The organism is Stappia sp. P2PMeth1, assembly GCF_900185735.1.
Taxonomy (GTDB): Bacteria; Pseudomonadota; Alphaproteobacteria; order Rhizobiales; family Stappiaceae; genus Stappia.
Genome location: NZ_FYAW01000038.1, coordinates 24,674 through 43,139, shown reverse-complemented (window position 1 = coordinate 43,139; position 18,466 = coordinate 24,674). Strand labels below are relative to the sequence as shown.

Annotated in this window: 18 protein-coding genes; 10 read left to right on the top strand and 8 right to left on the bottom strand. The window is 59.5% G+C overall.

The features are described from left to right. Positions 1-463: 463 nt before the first annotated feature. Positions 464-913: a DUF3846 domain-containing protein gene (locus P2PM1_RS21575; RefSeq protein WP_186400496.1), complete on the top strand. Its 450-nt coding sequence runs from the start codon at positions 464-466 to the stop codon at positions 911-913. A gap of 154 nt (positions 914-1,067) precedes the next feature. On the opposite strand, the gene traG is transcribed toward P2PM1_RS21575, so the two are convergent. The 3 genes from traG to traC are packed head-to-tail and all read right to left on the bottom strand — an operon-like array spanning position 1,068 to position 3,460. Then, a complete protein-coding gene (traG, locus tag P2PM1_RS21570; RefSeq protein ID WP_371636974.1) occupies positions 1,068-2,993 on the bottom strand; it encodes a Ti-type conjugative transfer system protein TraG in 1,926 nt (641 codons plus the stop codon). Next, complete coding sequence (traD, locus tag P2PM1_RS21565) at positions 2,980-3,186, bottom strand: type IV conjugative transfer system coupling protein TraD (RefSeq protein WP_186400494.1); 207 nt, start codon at positions 3,184-3,186, stop codon at positions 2,980-2,982. The genes traG and traD overlap by 14 nt, the downstream gene beginning before the upstream one ends. 13 nt (positions 3,187-3,199) lie before the next feature. Next, positions 3,200-3,460 carry a conjugal transfer protein TraC gene (traC, locus tag P2PM1_RS21560; RefSeq protein ID WP_186400493.1) on the bottom strand — a complete coding sequence of 87 codons (261 nt, stop codon included), beginning with the start codon at positions 3,458-3,460 and terminating at the stop codon, positions 3,200-3,202. 256 nt (positions 3,461-3,716) lie between these two features. Here traC and traA point away from each other — a divergent pair, with 256 nt between their 5' ends. The 5 genes from traA (at position 3,717) to P2PM1_RS21535 (ending at position 10,574) form a co-directional block, all read left to right on the top strand. Further along, the gene (traA, locus tag P2PM1_RS21555) at positions 3,717-7,295 is read left to right on the top strand and encodes a Ti-type conjugative transfer relaxase TraA (RefSeq protein WP_186400492.1); all 3,579 of its coding nucleotides are present in this window, start codon (positions 3,717-3,719) and stop codon (positions 7,293-7,295) included. Next, positions 7,292-7,825, top strand: coding sequence for a conjugative transfer signal peptidase TraF (gene traF / locus P2PM1_RS21550; RefSeq protein ID WP_186400491.1), 534 nt, complete (start codon positions 7,292-7,294; stop codon positions 7,823-7,825). The genes traA and traF overlap by 4 nt, the downstream gene beginning before the upstream one ends. A 16-nt stretch (positions 7,826-7,841) precedes the next feature. After that, on the top strand, positions 7,842-8,981 hold the full coding sequence (locus P2PM1_RS21545; RefSeq protein WP_256376484.1) for a conjugal transfer protein TraB: 1,140 nt from the start codon (positions 7,842-7,844) through the stop codon (positions 8,979-8,981). Positions 8,982-8,995: 14 nt separating this feature from the next. After that, positions 8,996-9,604 carry a conjugal transfer protein TraH gene (locus P2PM1_RS21540; RefSeq protein WP_186400489.1) on the top strand — a complete coding sequence of 203 codons (609 nt, stop codon included), beginning with the start codon at positions 8,996-8,998 and terminating at the stop codon, positions 9,602-9,604. Positions 9,605-9,836: 232 nt separating this feature from the next. Then, complete coding sequence (locus tag P2PM1_RS21535; RefSeq protein WP_186400488.1) at positions 9,837-10,574, top strand: autoinducer binding domain-containing protein; 738 nt, start codon at positions 9,837-9,839, stop codon at positions 10,572-10,574. On the opposite strand, the gene P2PM1_RS21530 is transcribed toward P2PM1_RS21535, so the two are convergent. After that, positions 10,558-10,899: a transcriptional repressor TraM gene (locus P2PM1_RS21530; protein WP_186400487.1), complete on the bottom strand. Its 342-nt coding sequence runs from the start codon at positions 10,897-10,899 to the stop codon at positions 10,558-10,560. The two genes, P2PM1_RS21535 and P2PM1_RS21530, sit on opposite strands and share 17 nt — an antisense overlap. A 738-nt stretch (positions 10,900-11,637) precedes the next feature. On the opposite strand from P2PM1_RS21530, the gene P2PM1_RS25845 reads away from it, so the two are divergent. Continuing rightward, the gene (locus P2PM1_RS25845; RefSeq protein ID WP_186400486.1) at positions 11,638-12,288 is read left to right on the top strand and encodes a transposase; all 651 of its coding nucleotides are present in this window, start codon (positions 11,638-11,640) and stop codon (positions 12,286-12,288) included. A 136-nt stretch (positions 12,289-12,424) separates the two neighbouring features. On the opposite strand, the gene mntR is transcribed toward P2PM1_RS25845, so the two are convergent. Further along, a complete protein-coding gene (gene mntR / locus P2PM1_RS21520; protein WP_186400485.1) occupies positions 12,425-12,871 on the bottom strand; it encodes a manganese-binding transcriptional regulator MntR in 447 nt (148 codons plus the stop codon). Between the two features lie 188 nt (positions 12,872-13,059). Between mntR and P2PM1_RS21515 the strand changes: the two genes are divergently transcribed. After that, positions 13,060-14,346 carry an Nramp family divalent metal transporter gene (locus P2PM1_RS21515; protein ID WP_186400484.1) on the top strand — a complete coding sequence of 429 codons (1,287 nt, stop codon included), beginning with the start codon at positions 13,060-13,062 and terminating at the stop codon, positions 14,344-14,346. A 134-nt stretch (positions 14,347-14,480) separates the two neighbouring features. Beyond that, positions 14,481-15,398 carry a cation diffusion facilitator family transporter gene (locus P2PM1_RS21510; RefSeq protein WP_186400483.1) on the top strand — a complete coding sequence of 306 codons (918 nt, stop codon included), beginning with the start codon at positions 14,481-14,483 and terminating at the stop codon, positions 15,396-15,398. A 29-nt stretch (positions 15,399-15,427) separates the two neighbouring features. Here P2PM1_RS21510 and P2PM1_RS21505 read toward each other — a convergent pair whose 3' ends face one another. Beyond that, positions 15,428-16,165 (bottom strand): cytochrome c biogenesis CcdA family protein, encoded by a 738-nt coding sequence (locus P2PM1_RS21505; RefSeq protein WP_186400482.1) that lies wholly within the window; start codon positions 16,163-16,165, stop codon positions 15,428-15,430. 137 nt (positions 16,166-16,302) lie between these two features. On the opposite strand from P2PM1_RS21505, the gene P2PM1_RS21500 reads away from it, so the two are divergent. Continuing rightward, complete coding sequence (locus P2PM1_RS21500; RefSeq protein ID WP_186400481.1) at positions 16,303-17,001, top strand: heparan-alpha-glucosaminide N-acetyltransferase; 699 nt, start codon at positions 16,303-16,305, stop codon at positions 16,999-17,001. 70 nt (positions 17,002-17,071) lie between these two features. On the opposite strand, the gene cydX is transcribed toward P2PM1_RS21500, so the two are convergent. Then, positions 17,072-17,185, bottom strand: coding sequence for a cytochrome bd-I oxidase subunit CydX (gene cydX, locus P2PM1_RS21495; protein WP_082206143.1), 114 nt, complete (start codon positions 17,183-17,185; stop codon positions 17,072-17,074). 123 nt (positions 17,186-17,308) lie between these two features. After that, the gene (gene cydB / locus P2PM1_RS21490) at positions 17,309-18,466 is read right to left on the bottom strand and encodes a cytochrome d ubiquinol oxidase subunit II (protein ID WP_186400480.1); all 1,158 of its coding nucleotides are present in this window, start codon (positions 18,464-18,466) and stop codon (positions 17,309-17,311) included.

The window sequence follows — 18,466 nt, the reverse complement described above, 5'->3', positions numbered from 1 at the left end:
CTCGTTGGGCAATCTCACGCCCAGCGAATTTGCCAGCAATCTGGCACTGGAAAAACAGGCCGCTTAGGGCCAAACATCAACCCAAGGACTCTCCGTAAAACCGGAGGGGACTTGGGGCTCAGGTCACTGACAACCGATTACCCCATCTCGCAGCGAGGCGTGGAGTCGGTGACGTGGTACAGCGGGGGTCGATGTTGCCCGAGGGGGGTGAGCCGGCTGGTCGCCGGAAACGGACACGGCCCCTGGTGGGGCCGTGGTTGCACTCACTCTGCCGGCCAACAATACGGGCCGCGCCCCTCGCCTCAAGGACGAGCGGTCCCCCCGATTTTGCTGTCGGCCGCTCAAGCGTCCGGCAACAAACCCGGCTCCCCCACTCGCCGCTTCGCGGCCGCAGGAGCGGTCCTTGACCCGATGCTCGACTTGCCCGGGTCGGTCTCCGTCATCGCAATGAAAGGAGACCAGCATGACAAAATTCATCACTGCCTATCTCGTGGAAGTCGAGCGTCGGATAATGCGGATCGTCACGATCGATCCTCGCAACATCCTTGCCGAAATCCGCCGCCATATTGGTTGCGATCTGATCGACATGGTTCGCATCGACCGAAACCATTGCATCGTCGTTGACGACAATGGCCTCACCGACGAGCTGCCCTGTTTCACCGAGCTGAAAGGCTACGGTAGCCCGCTCGCGGGAAACTTGCTGATCATCGGCACCGATGCAGCTGGAGAGACAGTATCGCCAAGCTATCCGATCGAAGATTTTGCGGCGATGTTGGTGATCCGCTATCCGGTTCTGTCGCCGGAGTTCGAGATGCTCAACGGTCCCAACGTCTTTGGAAGCCGCGTAAGCGGCCTTTCCGTCAAGCTGATCGGGGTGGTCCCAACCGTCCTTACTGAAGAGCGTGCACACTGACGCACCAAAGCGACAGGCGGCGTTAGCTGTCTGTCGCATTTCTTTCTTTCGGATGCGGAACTGCGGTTCGGGGCATCCGAATCCTTCGCTGGTCAGCATATGGCGCAACTCGGCTGTACGAGGACGTCAAGGGATGGTGCTAGAGCGCCGAGCCTCATGTCTGTCCCTCCTTCCGGTGGAATCTGTTATCGCCGACGACCGATTTCATGTCGGCGCGTCGGAACCAGATAGCGCGTCCGCACCGCAGCGGCGCATTGCCGGCCGTGAAAACGATCTGTTCGTCACTGCGCATGCGCAGCACCTCGTCGGGAAGGACCAGCGGGCGCGATGCCAGTTGCTTGGATCGCGTACGCGACGATCCCGACATCTGCGATGACCGGCTGAGTTGATCGACCTCGACGGTCGTGTTGCCACAGCGGCGGGAGATATAGTCGGCCGTTTCTGGATCGTTGATCGCCGCGAACGATACCCAGGACGCGCTTTCAAACCATTTGCTGGTCGCGTCGCGCCCGCCATAGGTTTCGCGCATCTGGCCGATCGACTGGAACAGCAGCACCAGGCTGATGCCATATTTGCGACCGGCGTCGCGCGCGGTCTCAAGTATTCGCAGATAGCCGAGCCGCGCCACCTCATCGAGAAGGAACAGCGCCCGCCCGTTCATTTCTCCATTCCGGTTGTAGATCGCGTTCAGCAGGGCGCCGATGATCGTGCGCGCCAGACCCGGATGCGTCTCCAGCGTCTTGAGATCGAGATTGACGAAAATGTCGGTCTTGCCCTCGGCGATAGCGTCGGTGGAAAAACTCGATCCCGACACGAGCGTGGCATAGTTCGGATAGCTCAGCCAATGGGTCTCCTTGACCGCATTGGCATAGACGCCGGAAAATGTTTCGGGCGTCATGGCGATGAAGGGCGCGACGTTTTCCTTGACGAAGTCGGATTCAGAATTGTCATAAATTTTCTGCAGCCGTTCGCGCAGCTTGGGCTCAGGCTCGGAAAGGTTCGCTCGCATTTGCCGCAAATGCTGGTCTTCTTTTTCCGTATGTCCTGACAGACAAACGTCCGCAATTAGCGCGGTGATGAGCTGCAACGCCGAAGCGCGGAAGAAGTCGTCACGGATCGAGGTCGGGCGTCCGGTATCGGTCACCACCCAACTGGCGACAGCAACCACGTCTTCTTCTTTCGTGCTGCCGAAACGGCCGATCCAATCGAGGACATTGAAGCCAATGGTTGGGCGCTTTGGATCGAGCACGAAGACATCGCGGCCAGCACCGCGCCGATGTGCGATGACCATTGGCGCAACCTCGTTCGACGGATCCAGAGCAATGAGGCCTCCGCCCCATTTTAGCGCTGTGGGGATGGTGACGCTGGTCGTCTTGAAGCCGCCAGAACCCGCGAAGACCAGACCGTGCGTTGAGCCGAAGGATGTGTCAAAGCAGAGCAGGGGCGATTTGCCACCAGCGCCCCATGTTTCGGGGTTATCGGCGCGAAAACCACGATCTGCAACCACATCCTTGTCGACACGATAAGCTTCACCGACGACGATGCCGCCAGTGGCAGGGAACAACCGTTTCGCGTCGTTTATGGCCATCCATTCAGCTTCCCCATGGATGGCGCGCTTGCCGCGAAGACGCCGTGGGGCGATAGCCGCAAAGGCTGCGTTGCCACGCAGCGCTACACGTAGTGCGAACATTCCAGCGACCATCGAGATCATGCCGCCGACAGCGGTCGCTGGATCGAGATAGGCGATGACGCTGTCGCCTGCGGGAAGCGCGCTGACGAACGGTGCGAGCCGCACGATTTCCCCGATCATGGCGATAGCCATGACGCCAATTGTTCCGATCGTCACGCCTGCCCCCGCATAGCGGATGGTGGTCGCGCCCTTTGCCGCAAAGAGAAAGACGATGCCGGTTGTCGCCGCCGCGACATAGGGCAGGGCAAGCCCCATTCGCCCAAGGGCAAGACGCGCATCCTGCGTTGTGCCGAAACCCGCGATCCAATGTTCGATGCCGGTGAGGAGAAACACCACGCCGCTCATCAGCACGATGGGTGTGATGAGCAATGCTGCCCTAGTCGGGTTCACGGCCAAACGCCTTCTCCCCAATGCCGGTAAGACGGGCACGCTCAGTCTCATCACCCTTGATGCGTTGCCTGGCGTCGATCAAAAGTCCGAGCAGGAGGGCGCGCTTTTCATAGCGCAGTCCTGCCTTGGCGATCAGGCCACCGAGCGCGATCTTCTCGCGCGTGTCCTTCTTTCTTGCTTCACTCGTTTCCATCTGTTTCCTCCTTTCAAGCTGGGTCAGCCTGCCCCGCAGCCGGGCCAGATGTGACCTGCGTGGCCGCAGATTTGCTGCGCCCGCTTGCCTTACGAAACCTGCCCGCAATCTCCTCGAGCGCTGCAACGAGATCGCTGTCGTCGATCTCGATCTCGCCAAGCCCTGCCTTCAGCGCCATCCGGCCGATGCGTTCGGCCTCGCGCGTTTCGGCGACTTTCAACTGCTCCTGGAGTTTGGCGATTTCCGCCCTGATGCGTGACGATGGCTTTTTCATTCCGATTGCTCCTCTTTGGCTGACTGCCATTTGGCAGGGCCCAAGACTCGCCCGGGATTGCGTTTTGCGCGACCCGGTAAAAATGCCGGGTCGGCGGAGCCGACACTTCCTGAGATGATCCCGGCGTTCCGAAGGAATGCCTCCAAGGGCGCAATTATACGTCGCTGACGCGACGCGTTGCTGACCGGCCCGGATGCCGGGCGGTGGCGTTCCTTCCGGACAGGTCGTGTCAACGGCAAGAAGGAGCCTGCCGCCGGTGGCTATCGCGCATTTTTCAGCCAGCATCATCAGCCGGGGTGACGGCCGCAGTGCAGTGCTGTCGGCGGCCTACCGGCATTGCGCGAAGATGGAGTTCGAGCGTGAGGCGAGGACGGTCGATTACACACGCAAGATCGGCCTGCTGCACGAGGAGTTCATGGCTCCTGAAGATGCACCGGACTGGCTTCGGCAGATGATTGCCGATCGTTCGGTGGCGGAAGCGTCGCAAGATTTCTGGAACAGGATCGAGGCGTTCGAGAAACGCGCCGATGCTCAGCTTGCCAAGGACCTGACCATTGCCCTGCCGCTCGAACTGACGCCCGAGCAGAATATCGCGCTCGTTCGCGAGTTCGTTGAAAGAGAAATCCTGTCGCGCGGCATGGTGGCTGACTGGGTCTTTCACGATAATCCCGGCAACCCGCATGTGCATCTGATGATGACGCTACGCCCGCTGACCGAAGACGGATTTGGCCCAAAGAAGATCGCGGTGGCTGGTGAGGATGGTCAGCCTGTCAGAACGAAGGCGGGGAAGATCGTCTACGAGCTTTGGGCCGGCGGCGTGGATGAGTTCAATGCTGTTCGCGATGCCTGGTTCGAGCGGCTCAATCACCATCTGGCGTTCAATGGGATTGATTTGCGCGTCGATGGTCGCTCCTACGAAAAGCAGGGTATCGATCTGGTGCCGACCATCCATCTCGGTGTCGGCGCAGCAGCTATGGATCGCAAGGCACAGGCGGCAGGCGCGGCGATAGAACTGGAGCGGATCGAACTCTTCGAAGCGCGACGCGCCGAGAATGCCCGGCGTATCCAGCTCAATCCGGAACTGGTGCTGGATCTTATCAGCCGCGAGAAGAGCGTCTTCAATGAGCGCGATATCGCGAAAGTGCTGCATCGCTATGTCGATGATGCGGGGCTCTTCCAGAACCTGCTGTCGCGGATATTGCAGAGCCCCGACATCCTGCGGCTGGAGCGCGAACAGGTCTCGCTGGCGACCGGCAGACGCGAGCCCGCAAAGCTGACAACGCAGGAACTGATCCGGATCGAGGCCGGCATGGCGTCGCGGGCGATCTGGCTTTCCCGCCGCTCCTCGCATGGCGTTCATAACACTGTTCTGGAAAACACCTTCGCGCGCCATGAGCGACTGTCGACCGAGCAGCGTGCGGCGATCAAGCATGTTGCCGGGGCTAGCAGGATTGCGGCCATCGTCGGGCGTGCCGGCGCCGGCAAGACCACCATGATGAAAGCCGCACGCGAGGCATGGGAATCTGCCGGCTATCGTGTTGTCGGTGGCGCGTTGGCGGGCAAGGCCGCTGAAGGACTGGAGAAGGAAGCGGGCATTGCGTCACGGACGTTGTCGTCATGGGAGTTGCGCTGGCGACAAGATCGGGACCAGCTTGATGAGAAAACCATCTTCGTTCTCGATGAAGCCGGCATGGTGTCATCGCGGCAGATGGCGCTCTTTGTCGAAGCCGTCACAAAGGCTGGCGCCAAGCTTGTCCTCGTCGGTGATCCCGATCAGCTGCAGCCGATCGAGGCGGGTGCGGCGTTTCGGGCGATCGCAGATCGTATCGGCTATGCTGAACTCGGGCTCATCTACCGCCAGCGCGAGGCATGGATGCGGCAGGCATCGACCGATCTTGCCGGTGGCCAGATCGGTGCTGCACTTGCTGCCTATGACGATGCCGGCATGGTCAGGACGCAATGGAGCCGCGATGAGGCCATCGCCTCTCTGATCAGCGACTGGGACCGCGATTACGATCCGACGAGGACCGCTCTCATCCTGGCGCATCGCCGTGCCGATGTGCGCCTGCTCAACGAGCGCGCGCGAGAAAAACTCGTCGAACGCGGTATCGTCGGTGAAGGCTTTGCTTTTCGCACCGAGGATGGAAGCCGCAACTTTGCCGCCGGCGACCAGATCGTGTTCCTCAAGAATGAAGGGTCGCTCGGCGTCAAGAACGGCATGCTGGCCAAAATCATTGACGCATCAGCCGGCCGCATTGTGGCGGCAATCGGTGAGGGTGACGATCGCCGTGAGGTCGTGGTCGAGCAGCGCTTTTACGCCAATGTCGATCACGGCTATGCAACGACGGTGCACAAAAGCCAGGGCGCCACCGTCGATAGCGTGAAAGTGCTCGCGTCACGCACGCTTGATCGACACCTGATCTATGTCGCGCTCACCCGCCATCGCGACGATGCGCAGATCTATGTGGGCTTGAGCGAATACACGCAGCGCGGCGGTATTCTCGTCGGTCATGGTGTCGCGCCCTATGAGAACAAGCCGGACAACCGCGATAGCTATTTCGTGACGCTGGAAACCGGCGAGGGCAAACAATCAACGATCTGGGGCGTCGATCTCGAACGTGCCATGAAAAAGGCCGCACCCGAAATTGGTGATCGCATCGGCCTCGAACATAAAGGATCAGAGCCGATTGTGCTGCCAGATGGAAAGACTGTCCAGCGCCACGTCTGGGACGTTGTCGATGTGCGAGAGCTTGCCATGTCGCGGCTCGTCGAGGGCTTGTCGCGTGACGGTTCCAAGGAATCCACGCTCGACTATGAAGGCGCGTCCGCCTATCGCGCTGCGCTGCGTTTTGCCGAAAACCGCGGGCTCAATCTCATCAATGTGGCCCGGACCATTATCCGCGACCGGCTCGACTGGACCGTGCGTCAGAAGCAGCGATTGGCCGAGGTTGGTTCCCGTCTGGTCGCTCTGGCGGGCCGGCTGGGGCTTGTTGCCGGCGCACAGCAGCATGTTCCTTCCAGTCAGATCAGGGAGATCGAACCCATGGTTGCCGGCATCACCATCTTCCCGAAATCAGTCGAACAGGCCACCGAGGACAAGCTTGCGGCCGATCCGGCTCTGAAGGCGCAGTGGGAGGAAGTCTCGACGCGCTTTCGCCTGGTCTATGCGCAGCCGGAAGCAGCGTTGAGCGCTATCAATGTCGACGCCATGCTCAAGGATCCGGCGCTGGCCAAAGCCACAGTCGACAAAATTGTCACTACACCGGAAGGCTTCGGGGCTCTCAAGGGCAAGACTGGCCTGCTTGCCAGCAGGGCTGACAAGCAGCATCGTGAGACCGCTCGGCTCAATGCCCCGGCATTGGCCCGCAACCTCGAAAATTACCTGCGCCAGCGTGGCGAAGCCGAACGCAAGCACGAAGCCGAAGAGCGCGCCCGTCGTCTGAAGGTCTCGGTCGACATTCCTGCGCTTTCCGACAATGCACGAAACGTGCTCGAGCGCGTCCGAGACGCCATCGATCGCAACGATCTCCCAGCGGCTCTGGGCTTTGCGCTGGCTGACAGAATGGTCAGAGCCGAGATTGACACGTTCAACAAAGCGGTGTCCGAGCGCTTCGGCGAGCGCGGCCTTCTCTCCAACGCTGCAAAAGATGCGACTGGTCCTGCGTTCGAAAAGCAGGCCTTCGGCATGTCGCCGGGTGAGCGCCGGAAACTGGCAACGGCATGGCCGATGATGCGGGCTGGCCAGCAGCTTGCCGCCCATGAACGAACGACCCAGGCTCTCAAGGAGGCTGAGGCACTTCGTCAGACCCAGCGCCAGTCGCAGGTGCTGAAATGACAAGTCAGGTGCGGCGTGCCGTCATCGTGTTGTCGGCGGTCGTCGTGCCAATCCTGATGTTCACCACGTTTTTCGGTTTTGGGATTCGTCTCAATCTGACACCGAGCTATCCGCTCGGCCTTTGGCGGATTGTCCCTTTGGACCGCCCGATAGCCACCGGGGATCTCGTCTTCATCTGCCCTCCGGACAACGCTGCCTTCTCACAAGCGCACGAGCGCGGTTACGTCCGGCGGGGCCTTTGCTCGGGCTGGTTGAGCCCGCTCATCAAGACGGTGGTTGCACTGCCCGGCCAGCTTGTCGTCGTCGACGTAGGCATCACAATCGACGGCAGCGTTCTGGCGCATTCCGACATTCGCCGCACCGATGCTGAGGGCAGGGCGCTTTCTTCCTGGTCCGGCGGCATCGTGCCCGCCGGTTACCTCTTCCTTCATTCGACTTTCGCAGGTTCCTATGACTCGAGATATTTCGGCCCGATCCCTGCTTCCGGCGTTCTTGGCCTCGCCCGGCCGGTTCTTACGGTCGCACCCTGAAATCATAAAATCGGCATTGCTCATCATCGCGGCCATTGTCGTCAGCATGATTGGCTGGAGCGGCAATCCATTCCTTATTCCGCTCGCCATGCTGTTCCCGGCTCTCTGGGCGATGGCGCCGACGCGGACAGGCGCGGCGCTGGTTGCCGCCGGGTATTTCCTCGCCGCGTCACACGGTCTGCCGCAGGGGGTTGTCAATTTTTACGGCGGCGGCATCGGAGCGGGACTTGCGCTCTGGGTGGTAGCGTCGGCCGGCTTTGTGCTCGTTCATGCCGTGCTCTGGACCGGGCGGCCAGGATGGGGCCGCGTAGTGCGCTATGGCATCGCAGCGATACTGATGAGCGTACCGCCTTTCGGTATCGTCGGATGGGCGCATCCGATCACGGGCGCCGGTATGGTGTTTTCCGGATGGGGATGGCCAGGTCTGGTGGCTGCCGCGATCGGCCTTCTGGCGATGACAACCAGAATCTGGCCGATCACGACACTTGTCCTGGGAGGACTATATCTATGGTCAACCGGGGCAGGCGCTCCTCTCAATTTGCCTGATGGCTGGGTCGGTGTCGATACCCGGTTTCGCGGCGAGAGCGGACAATATGCTGATTATGCGCAGCAGGTCGAAACCATCAACCTTGTCATGGATGCAGCCGAAGATGGTGCGCGGGTTATCGTATTGCCGGAAAGTTCGGCAGGCATCTGGACGCCGACGACAGCTCGCCTCTGGGGCAGGGCCTTCAATGATAGTGGCCTGACCGTCATTGCCGGCGCAACCATTGTTGATGCCACAGGCTACGACAATGTCATGGTGGAAATTTCCGGCAAGGGATCTCGGATTCTCTACCGCGAGCGGATGCCGGTGCCGGTGTCGATGTGGCAGCCCTGGCAGGCACTTGTCGGTGAACCGGCAGGGGCACGAGCGCATTTCTTTGATAACCCAACTGTCGAAATCGATGGTCACAGGGTCGCGCCGCTGATCTGTTACGAGCAGCTTATCATCTGGCCGATCCTGCAATCTGTCTTGCACAACCCGGACGTCATTGTCGCGACAGGCAATGGCTGGTGGACCGAAAACACCAATATCGTTGCCATTCAGCGGGCGAGTGCCGTCGCCTGGGCGCGATTGTTTTCGCTTCCGCTGATTGTCTCATTCAACACTTGAAAGAAAGGTTCGCCATGATTGATGCCGCACTGATCCATCAATGTGCTGACCCGCAAATCGAAATCGCAATTGTCGAGCGCCTTATTGCCGAGGCGGGGTCGGACAATCCCCTTTCCGTAACCATCACGTCCGGCGACAGGATTATTCTGCCACAGGCGCCGCAAAATGCGGATGATGCGGTAAGACTGATCCAGCGTTTCGTTGGACAGGCGACGGTGCGTGTCGGCCTTACCCAGTATCCGGCGGGCTACGGTGTTTCGGATGCGACGGAAATCGCGGCGGATCTCGTCGATGCCTGCCAGAACATCCGTCTGGGTTCGGCACTATTTGGCAAGGTCTATCGGATTGTTGCCCACGCACGTGGAGAGGCAGGTCCCTGTGTATTTCGGGAAGCCCTCGCAGCCTGGCGGACGGGAATATTCCAGGACGCTTATGTGTTTGGCGAAGCAGATCCCGGCCCCCTTTCTGATGAGGAGAATGTCTCGATAGAGGATACGCCAGAAACGATTGCGGATTCAGAGTCGAATCGTACGACACCGATGTCAGAGCAGACCTTCGATCCATATGCCGCCGGAATACGCGTTGATCTCTCAACGCTTAAAGGGCAGAAAAACCATGAATAACATGATGTTGTGTTACAATTTCCTGCCTTTAGCTACTGCGGGCGAGCAGCCCGGTAACGCCGATGTGACCGGGAACAGTTGATTTGTCGCGGATGCAGATTGAGTTCCTGAGGTTTCAAAACCAAAATGGCTAAAGAATTTCACCGCTTAGAGGCGCCGCGAAGTCTGGAACAGGAGGTAAACTCGTAGGAGTTCGATAATCGCGGCAAAGTGACGTCGTGAGGAGGACGAAATGCAACCTGCAAGGCGAATAAACCCCTTGTCGGACCAGATTTCTGGCTTGCTCGAAGCGCTAGAACTCAACCGCGACGAACGTGCGGTACGTGCCGCGTTGCATGAATTCACGGTCGCTGCGGGACTGCAACGTTTTGCCTATGTCGGGGTGAGCAGCGATGGGGCTCGTACTCTCACCGATCTGCCGCAGGTGTGGGAGGACTATTATCTCGACGCGCAACTTTCGATCGTCGATCCGGTGGTGAGACATGCCCGCAAGACGGCTGCGCCGTTCTGGTGGTCATTGGCGCGAATGGATTTGACTGAGCCTGTTGCACGAAAATATCGCGACGAGATCGGCGATTTCGGCGTCGTGTCCGGTATGACGATCCCCATGCGCGCCGGGTTCGGGAGAACGGCTATGCTGACGTTCATGTCCGAATGTGACATGGACGCGCCGTATAATATCGCCGCGCTTAAATCTGCCGTGGCGGCTGTCGCCTACACTCATATGCACGTATCCAGTGCGGATTTCGCCGCACGCCAGATGCTTTCCAACCCGCTGACCCCGAGAGAACTCGACTGTGTCATGTGGACTTCGTTGGGTAAGACAAAAGCGGAAATTGCCCAGATGCACGGGATTACCGAAAGGACGGTCCGTTTTCATATAGAAAATGCTCAAGCCAAGCTGAACGCCACCAATGGGCCTCATATGGTACGAATTGCTCTCGAGCGCGGGCTCATTCCTCGTCGCTAGGGCCTTCCTGATCGATGGTCGGGATGTAGCCGAGCCGGTCTGTCAGCGCTGCGACAAGGTTCATCTGGGCCTGATGGCTTTTCAGGGCGTTGAGGTAGGTACGCTCAAGCTCTTTCAATCGGCAGTGCTCGCTGGCGAGCACAGATTTTGCCTGTTCCCATTGCTGATGGGCATCTTCTGCGCATTGTAGCAGGCGGCGGTATTCTCTGATCGCCTCGATCACAAGGGTCAAAAGCTGATCGTTATCGAGTGGAGCGATCAATGGGTCGAGTTTTTCGGACAGATCGGAAATCTGAACCTTTAGCGAAGGGTCTCGCATTGTCATTCGACCTTCAGGGCGGGTGATTTGCGGTACGCCCCCGCAATCGATAATCCTGTGAACCCAAGCCGGGGTTTCGAAACTGCGTCCACCGCAGCCCTGTGACCTTTAGCACCGAGGCACCTGGACATACGTCGCAGGACCCCGGCCAATGGCCATAGGATCGCGGCGCCGTAACGGCCGGCACCAACCGGTGGACAGGGGTTTCGAAGCCCCAAAGCGGCGCGTACCGCCTCAAGGAAACAATATGAAACAAAACGTTAAAGTTCCAGCGTGAATGAGCATCGATCGAAAAATTCGTCCGAGCGTACATGAAAATGATGACGAGAGCGGGAATCTCTGCCCATGATCCTGCATCGTTCAACAGCTGCTAGCGTAGACTGACGTGCGTGCGCCGAACGGGAACTGAGGACTGATCAGAAAGACCATCACAAACAAGTAGGTTGACGAAGCGAGGTAATTCGGACCCGCCGCGAACCCTTGCTGAATGACTTGCTGTCAATCGTCAGCGATAGCTCACCGGTCGATGGGTTCCGTCAGGTCCCACCAGGTTCGTTTCCATGTGAGGCACGATGTCGGTGTTGTGCGCCGAGGCGCAACTCCAGCTCCCATTGCGGCGGTGCACGACAAAAGAAAAGATGGTGTTGCGCACACCCGGACGTAAGTGGTGTTTCCGGGCCACCTTTCGGGAGTGATCGCGATCTGTGAGGTTGCCGATCCTGTATGGGGATCGGAGATAGGCTTGTGTCTGGACTTGACCTTACGCTTGACCCGGAGCGGCAGCCTCGCCGTTTCGAGGTGATCAACGGTGCTGGCGGTCGGCGTCAGTGGTCGGTGGATGACAAGGCGCGGATCATCGAGGAGACGCTGGAGCCGAACGCAATCGTTTCCGAGGTCGCCCGGCGTTATGGTCTCCGGCCGCAGCACGTCTTCGCCTGGCGTCGCGAGGCGCGCAAACAGGCCGCTTCGGCCAAGCAGGATTCCCCGGCCTTCGTGCCGGCCGTTGTGACGTCGCCGACACCAGAGATCGCGCCAAAGCGTCCAGCACGGCCACGGAAGCGGAAGGCGGCCCGAGACGCTGGCGTAGGCGCCCGCGCCGGCCTGGAGAAAGTGACGCCACATGTCCTGCACCACACCTTTGCGAGCATCGCGGCATCCCTCGGCTTCACCGAACTGACGATCTCCGGATTGCTCGGGCATGGGCCGAGGGGCGTGACACAGCGCTGCGTCCATCTCGACGCGGCATTGGTGATCGCCGCCGATCAGGTCTCGGCCGAGATCGCTCGGCTGTTTGACGGGGGCGAATTGCTCTCCATGAAGCAGGTGAAGCGGCTGCGCCATGCGGAGACGGCCGGGGCGTTCTCCGAAGCACGAGTGTCGTCGCTCTCTCGCTAGTGGTGACGCGGCTCAACCATCCTCGCCTCAGACTTCGAAGTGGACCCGTTCAACGAGGATCAGCCTGATTTGTTCAATGGGCTGCCAAAGCGTCAGAAGGAAACGTTACGGCCATAAAGGAAGCCGTCGGTCGTTCTCACTTTGTGCAGTTGGGCATTCCTAAGAATTTTTCGAACGCGGCCAGAGTGTGCTCCGACACGTGATGCTCGATGCCTTCGCCGTCAATCTCGGCTGTTTCCTCCGGCACTCCGAGGGCAACCAGGAACTGAACGACGATGAGGTGGCGTGACCGCACCCGGTCGGCAAGCTGCTTGCCTTCCTCGGTCAGGAAGATTCCGCGATAGGGACGCGACGTCGCCAAACCTTGCCGTTTCAGTCTCGCGACGGCCTTGGTTGCGGTAGGTTGCGCCACGCCCATTCGCGCGGCGATGTCCGCGACCCTCGCCTCTCCATTGATTTCAATCAGGTCGCCGATCATCTCGACGTAATCCTCGATAAGCGCGCTTGCCTGACATTCCCGGACATGCGCGAAGCGCCGCGCGTGCTGGGCGGGGCGGGGTGGCGAGTTGTTGGGCTTAGTCATCTGTACCGGTTGTTCACCTGATCGGAGAGATGAGCTCAAGGCTCAAATTTAGCCAAGGGTAAAATTGTTTCCGCAATTTGGCAAACTCAACAAACTAAGTCCATGCTTCACACTAATTATTTTAACCGATTGCACAAAATATAGCATCGGCTATATAATCTCTTGCAACCACATCAGGACACACCCTCATGTATGACACAGAGCGCACGCGCAACGGGATGGCTGCTGTGCTATCCGGCGAGCGTCGCGGGATTTCCGGTCGCCTCCTTTTTGCCGGGCCAGCGGTGATCGCCTCGATCGCCTATGTCGATCCGGGCAATTTCGCGACAAACATCCAGGCCGGCGCGGGCTATGGATATCAGCTGCTCTGGGTGGTGCTGCTAGCAAACCTGATTGCCATGCTTTTTCAGGCATTGTCCGCCCGTCTCGGCATCGTGACAGAGAAAAACCTTGCCGAAATGTCGCGCGACCACTTTCCTGCGCCGGTTGTCTGGGTGATGTGGGCGGTCAGCGAAGTGGCGGCCATGGCGACTGATCTGGCCGAGTTTCTCGGTGGCGCGGTTGGTCTTGCGCTGCTTTTCGATCTGCCGATCTTCTGGGGCATGGTTGTCACCGCCACAGTGACATACGGCATCCTGATATTCGAGAAGCAGGGTTTTCGGCCAATGGAACTGATCATCGGTACGATGGTCTCAATCATCGGTCTTTGTTACCTTGTCGAGTTGGTGATAGCCCCGGTCGACTGGGGACAGGCGGCTGTCGGACTGGTCACGCCGCAGCTTCCTGACGCTGCGGCACTGACAATCGCAGTCGGCATCATCGGCGCTACAGTGATGCCGCATGCTATCTACCTGCATTCGAGCCTGACCCAGTCGCGCGTCCGGATCCGGAATGAAAATGACCGCCGCAAGGTGCTGCGTTACTCCAACATCGAGGTAGTGATCGCCCTCGCCATCGCGGGAATGGTCAACATGGCGATGGTCATCATGGCCGCAAGCGCCTTTCATCAGGGCAACAGTGACGTCGCCGAAATCGAGACCGCCTATCATATGTTGACGCCGTTGCTTGGGACTGCGGCCGCCTCCGTGTTCCTCGTTTCCCTGATCACCTCGGGCGTTTCAAGCTCTGTGGTGGGAACTATGGCGGGGCAAACGATCATGCAGGGCTTTTTATATTTCCATGTCCCGATATGGCTCCGGCGCCTCGTCACGATGGTGCCGGCCTTCGTGGTCGTCGCAATGGGCGTCAACCCAACCCAGGCGTTGGTGATGAGCCAAGTCGTGTTGTCGATCGCATTGCCCGTGCCGATGATCGCCCTGATCATATTCACCTCTCGTCGGGACGTCATGGGAGATTACACAATGCGGCCGGCCGTACGGTGTCTTGCGCTCATCGGGGCCACGATTGTTCTCGGACTAAATTTTACGTTGCTTGCGAACGTGTTTGGCATCCCTGTGCCGTTCCTGACGGGCTGAGGGGACGCATCCGGATTTCGACAAGGCTGACCTGTTCGTTCATCCCTCACGACACCTGGTCGAGACTATCTGCGTTGGTCAAGCCATATGTGGTTGGATAAAATTCGAAAGGGCATTGTGACGGGAGCGGAAACATGAACTCGCAAACTCATGGACATGATGACGGGCATGACCACGGAACGTCTGTGACCGCCGGCAACGAGTGGCGGATTCGACTCGTCTTCATCTTCACCGCCAGCTACGCCGTTGTGCAGGCAATTGGCGGATGGCTCTCCGGCTCGCTCGCGCTGATCGCGGACTCGGGGCACATGGTGTCAGATGCGGCGGCCCTGCTTCTGGCGCTGATCGCCTATCGCGTGGCTCGCCGACCTGCGGACAACACCCGGACCTACGGGTTCCATCGCGTGCGCGTCCTTGCCGCGCTGGCAAACGGGGCAACCCTGCTTCTTCTCGTCGGCTGGATCGCGTGGGAAGCCGTCGGTCGCATCAACCAGCCGGTCGAGGTTCTGGCGGGTCCGATGCTCGCCGTCGCGACGGTGGGGCTGCTGGTCAATCTGGCGGGAGCCTGGATCCTCATGCGAGGTTCCCAAGGTGACAGCAACCTTCGCGGAGCGTTGCTTCATGTCGTCGGCGACCTTCTGGGATCGGTTGGGGCCATCGCTGCCGCCATCGGCATCATGCTGACGGGTTGGGCGGTCCTCGATCCGATCCTTTCGGTTCTGGTAGCGCTTCTGGTGGTCCGCTCGGCCTGGACACTGGTGAGTGAATCGATCCGGGTACTGCTGCAGGCGGTGCCGCGCGGGCTGGATGCCAGCAACATCGAACGGGAACTCAGCGAGTTGCCGCAGGTAGAGGAAGCGGGTCATTTTCATGCGTGGACGCTGACGGACGACACCGTCGTCGCCACGGTTCATGTCACGCCGGCACCTGGGGGTGATCCGCTTCAGTTGCCTTCCGCAATCACGGCTTGGCTGAAGGAGCGCTACGCGATCGATCATGTGACCGTTCAGGTCGATCCCCGCGGCGCCCTTCGTCGAGCCGGTACGATATGACCTCTAAGGTTTCACGCGATTGGCTGATCTTAGCCGATCGACCCGAAAACCGGAAATTTCTCCAGCAGCCAGAACGCGAACCAGGTCATGTAGCCGCTCACCATGGCAAGGCCCATGATGATCATGATGACGCCAGCGGTCACCTGCAGCGCTCGCCCGGTCTTACGTAGGCTGGGAAGAAATGCAATCAGTCGATCTGTGAAAAGCGCGGCCAGAAAGAAGGGTATTCCCAGGCCAACGGAGTAGAGCGCCAAGAGCGCGACGCCGTCCAGTGCCGTCGCCGACACAGCGCTGACTGTCAGGATTGCCCCGAGAATCGGGCCGATGCAAGGCGTCCAGCCGAACGCGAATGCTAGACCAAGCAAGTATGCGCCCGTCGGCCCGCCTGTGAACAGGCTGCCGTGGTAGCGGACGTCCCTTTGCAGCATGGGCAGCCGCAGAAGCCCGGTGGTGAAAAGGCCGAAGATTATGACAATAACACCGCCGATGATGCCGGCTTCGTAACTGTAGGCGCGAAGCGACTGGCCAAGGGCGGTGGCTCCAGCTCCCAGTATGACGAACACCGTCGAGAAACCAAGAATGAAACATATACTCAGCCAGGCGACGGACATTTTGTTGTCCGGATCGCTGCGTTCAGTCCGGGTGGAGTTGCCGGCTATAAACGACACATAGCCCGGCACCAGCGGAAGCACGCAGGGCGACAGGAAGGAAATGGCACCGGCAGCGATCGCCGCCACCACGCCGATATTTGAGATCTCGAATTCCATGCCCGTCTATACAAGCTCATCCCGCTAGAGGGTCAATGCGCTGCAGCAGCGACATCTTGACCCTCTAGCGGGATGAGCTTTTACAAAATGTTTTTGCGGAGAGGAGAAGCGATATCGAGACAATAGCCCGTGTTTACATGGTCGATGCGTGGCGCGGTCTGGCAATTGCCGGCGTAGTGCTGTTCCATTTTGTGTGGGACCTCGAATTTACTGGTTTCATTTCAGGCATCGCATACCATCCACTCTGGCTCGGCTTTGGGCGCGTGCTTGCCGGAAGCTTCATGATGCTGGTCGGGGTCGGCCTTGTCTTATCCTCCCGCGCTCCGTTCCGAGCGGGCGCTTATCTGCGCCGTCTTGCGAAGATCAGCATCGCGGCTGCGGCCATTACACTGGTGACATGGAATGTTTTTCCGGCAACGTTCATTTACTTCGGCATCCTGCATGCGATCACCGTCGCGACATTGGTGGGCTCTTTCTTCCTGCGTACACCTTGGTGGTTAAGTCTTGCCAGTGGCCTTGCCATGGTACTAGTCCCTTCTTTTTGGCAGTCGGAACTCTTCGACACACGCTGGCTCGCCTGGATCGGATTTGCGCAGAGCGTGCCGCCGAGTAACGATTTTGTACCGATCTTCCCGTGGGTTGGCATTACCCTCATCGGGATGGCCGGAACGAAAATGTTGGTCGATAGGAGAAAAGAAAGCGCACTCGACCGCTTCTTGCCGGCTGGCCATTCAGGGGATGCACTCGTCTGGATGGGGAAGCGCAGCCTGATGATTTACCTGCTGCACCAGCCGATCATGCTGGCGATCATTATACCGCTTGCTCAGATCTTATAGGTTTCTAATAGAGTGCATGTTCGCTTGCAGCGGCCGGCCGGATTTGAACGACTCCGACTGAGATCGTTACTCAAGACGACGCATCCTTTTTCTCATCGTCTTCCACCAGTTCGTACCACATAGCGTTAAGGACGGCGAAGGCGGCGGCGAGCGGCAGGCCAAGTAGCCAAGCGAAGTACCACATGAAGCTTGTCCTTTCTAACCGCATTGAGCCGGAAACAGATTCCCGATTTTGACCCAATCGGCGGTTTCAAAAATTTCTATGCAATTCCGGACGCAGAAGCGGTTTCCACTTGTGCAGGATTGGCTAATAAGCGTGGCCGGAGCCATCGCGGATTTCTTTCTCGTCCACCTTGCCCCATAGAACGCGGTAGACCCACGTGGTGTAGAGCGCGATGATGGGCAGGAAAATCCCCGTCGAAACCAGCATGATGAATAGCGTCAAGTGGCTCGATGAGGCATCCCAGACGGTCAGGCTCGAATTCGGGTCGATCGACGACGGTAGGATAAACGGGAACATCGCCAGCCCGACGGTGGCGATGATGCCGAGAACCGACAGCCCGCTCGACAGAAGCGTCAGCACCTCACGGCGCAGGGCGAGGAACCCCAGCGCCAGAAGTGAACCTGCAAAGCCGAGCGCGGGCGCCGCAAGCGTCCATGGTTGGGCGGCGTAGTTGGCGAACCAGAAGCCGGCGCCCTGTTCAGCGGTCTTTGCAAGCGGGTTGGATGGCCCGTCGGTGACGATGTCGGAGACGAAGCGGTAGCCTTCGATGCCAATCGCAACCCAAAGGCCACCAAGCGCAAACAGGACGATGGTGGCCGTCGCCGCGAGCGTGCCGAAGCGTCGGGCGCGGTCGGCAACCAGGCCGCTGGTCTTTAGCACTAGCCATGACGCGCCATGCATGACCAGCATCGTCACTGACAGGAGCCCGCACAGGAGCGCGAAGGGATTGAGCAGCTCCAACAGGGTCGAGCCATCGTAGAAGATACGCAAATCGGGGCCGAGATGGAAGGGAATACCCTGTAGCACATTGCCGACCGCGACGCCGAAGATCAGCGTTGGGACGATGCCACCGATGAACAGGGCCCAGTCCCAGCTGGCGCGCCAGCGCGGGCTCTCGCGTTTGGAGCGGTACTTGAAGCCGACCGGGCGCAGGATGAGTGCGGCGATGATGGCGAACATGGCGAGGTAGAAGCTGGAGAACGACACGGCGTAGAGCGGCGGCCATGCGGCGAAGATCGCGCCCGCGCCGAGGATGAGCCACACCTGGTTGCCTTCCCAGATCGGTCCGACCGCATTGATGACGACGCGGCGCTCGAGATCGGATTTCGCCACGAAGGGCAGCAAGGTCTGGGTGCCGAGGTCGAAGCCGTCCATCACCGCGAAGCCGATAATGAGAATGCCGAGCAGCAGCCACCAGATCAGACGCAGGGTCTGGTAATCGATGAGTTCGTGCAGAATCAT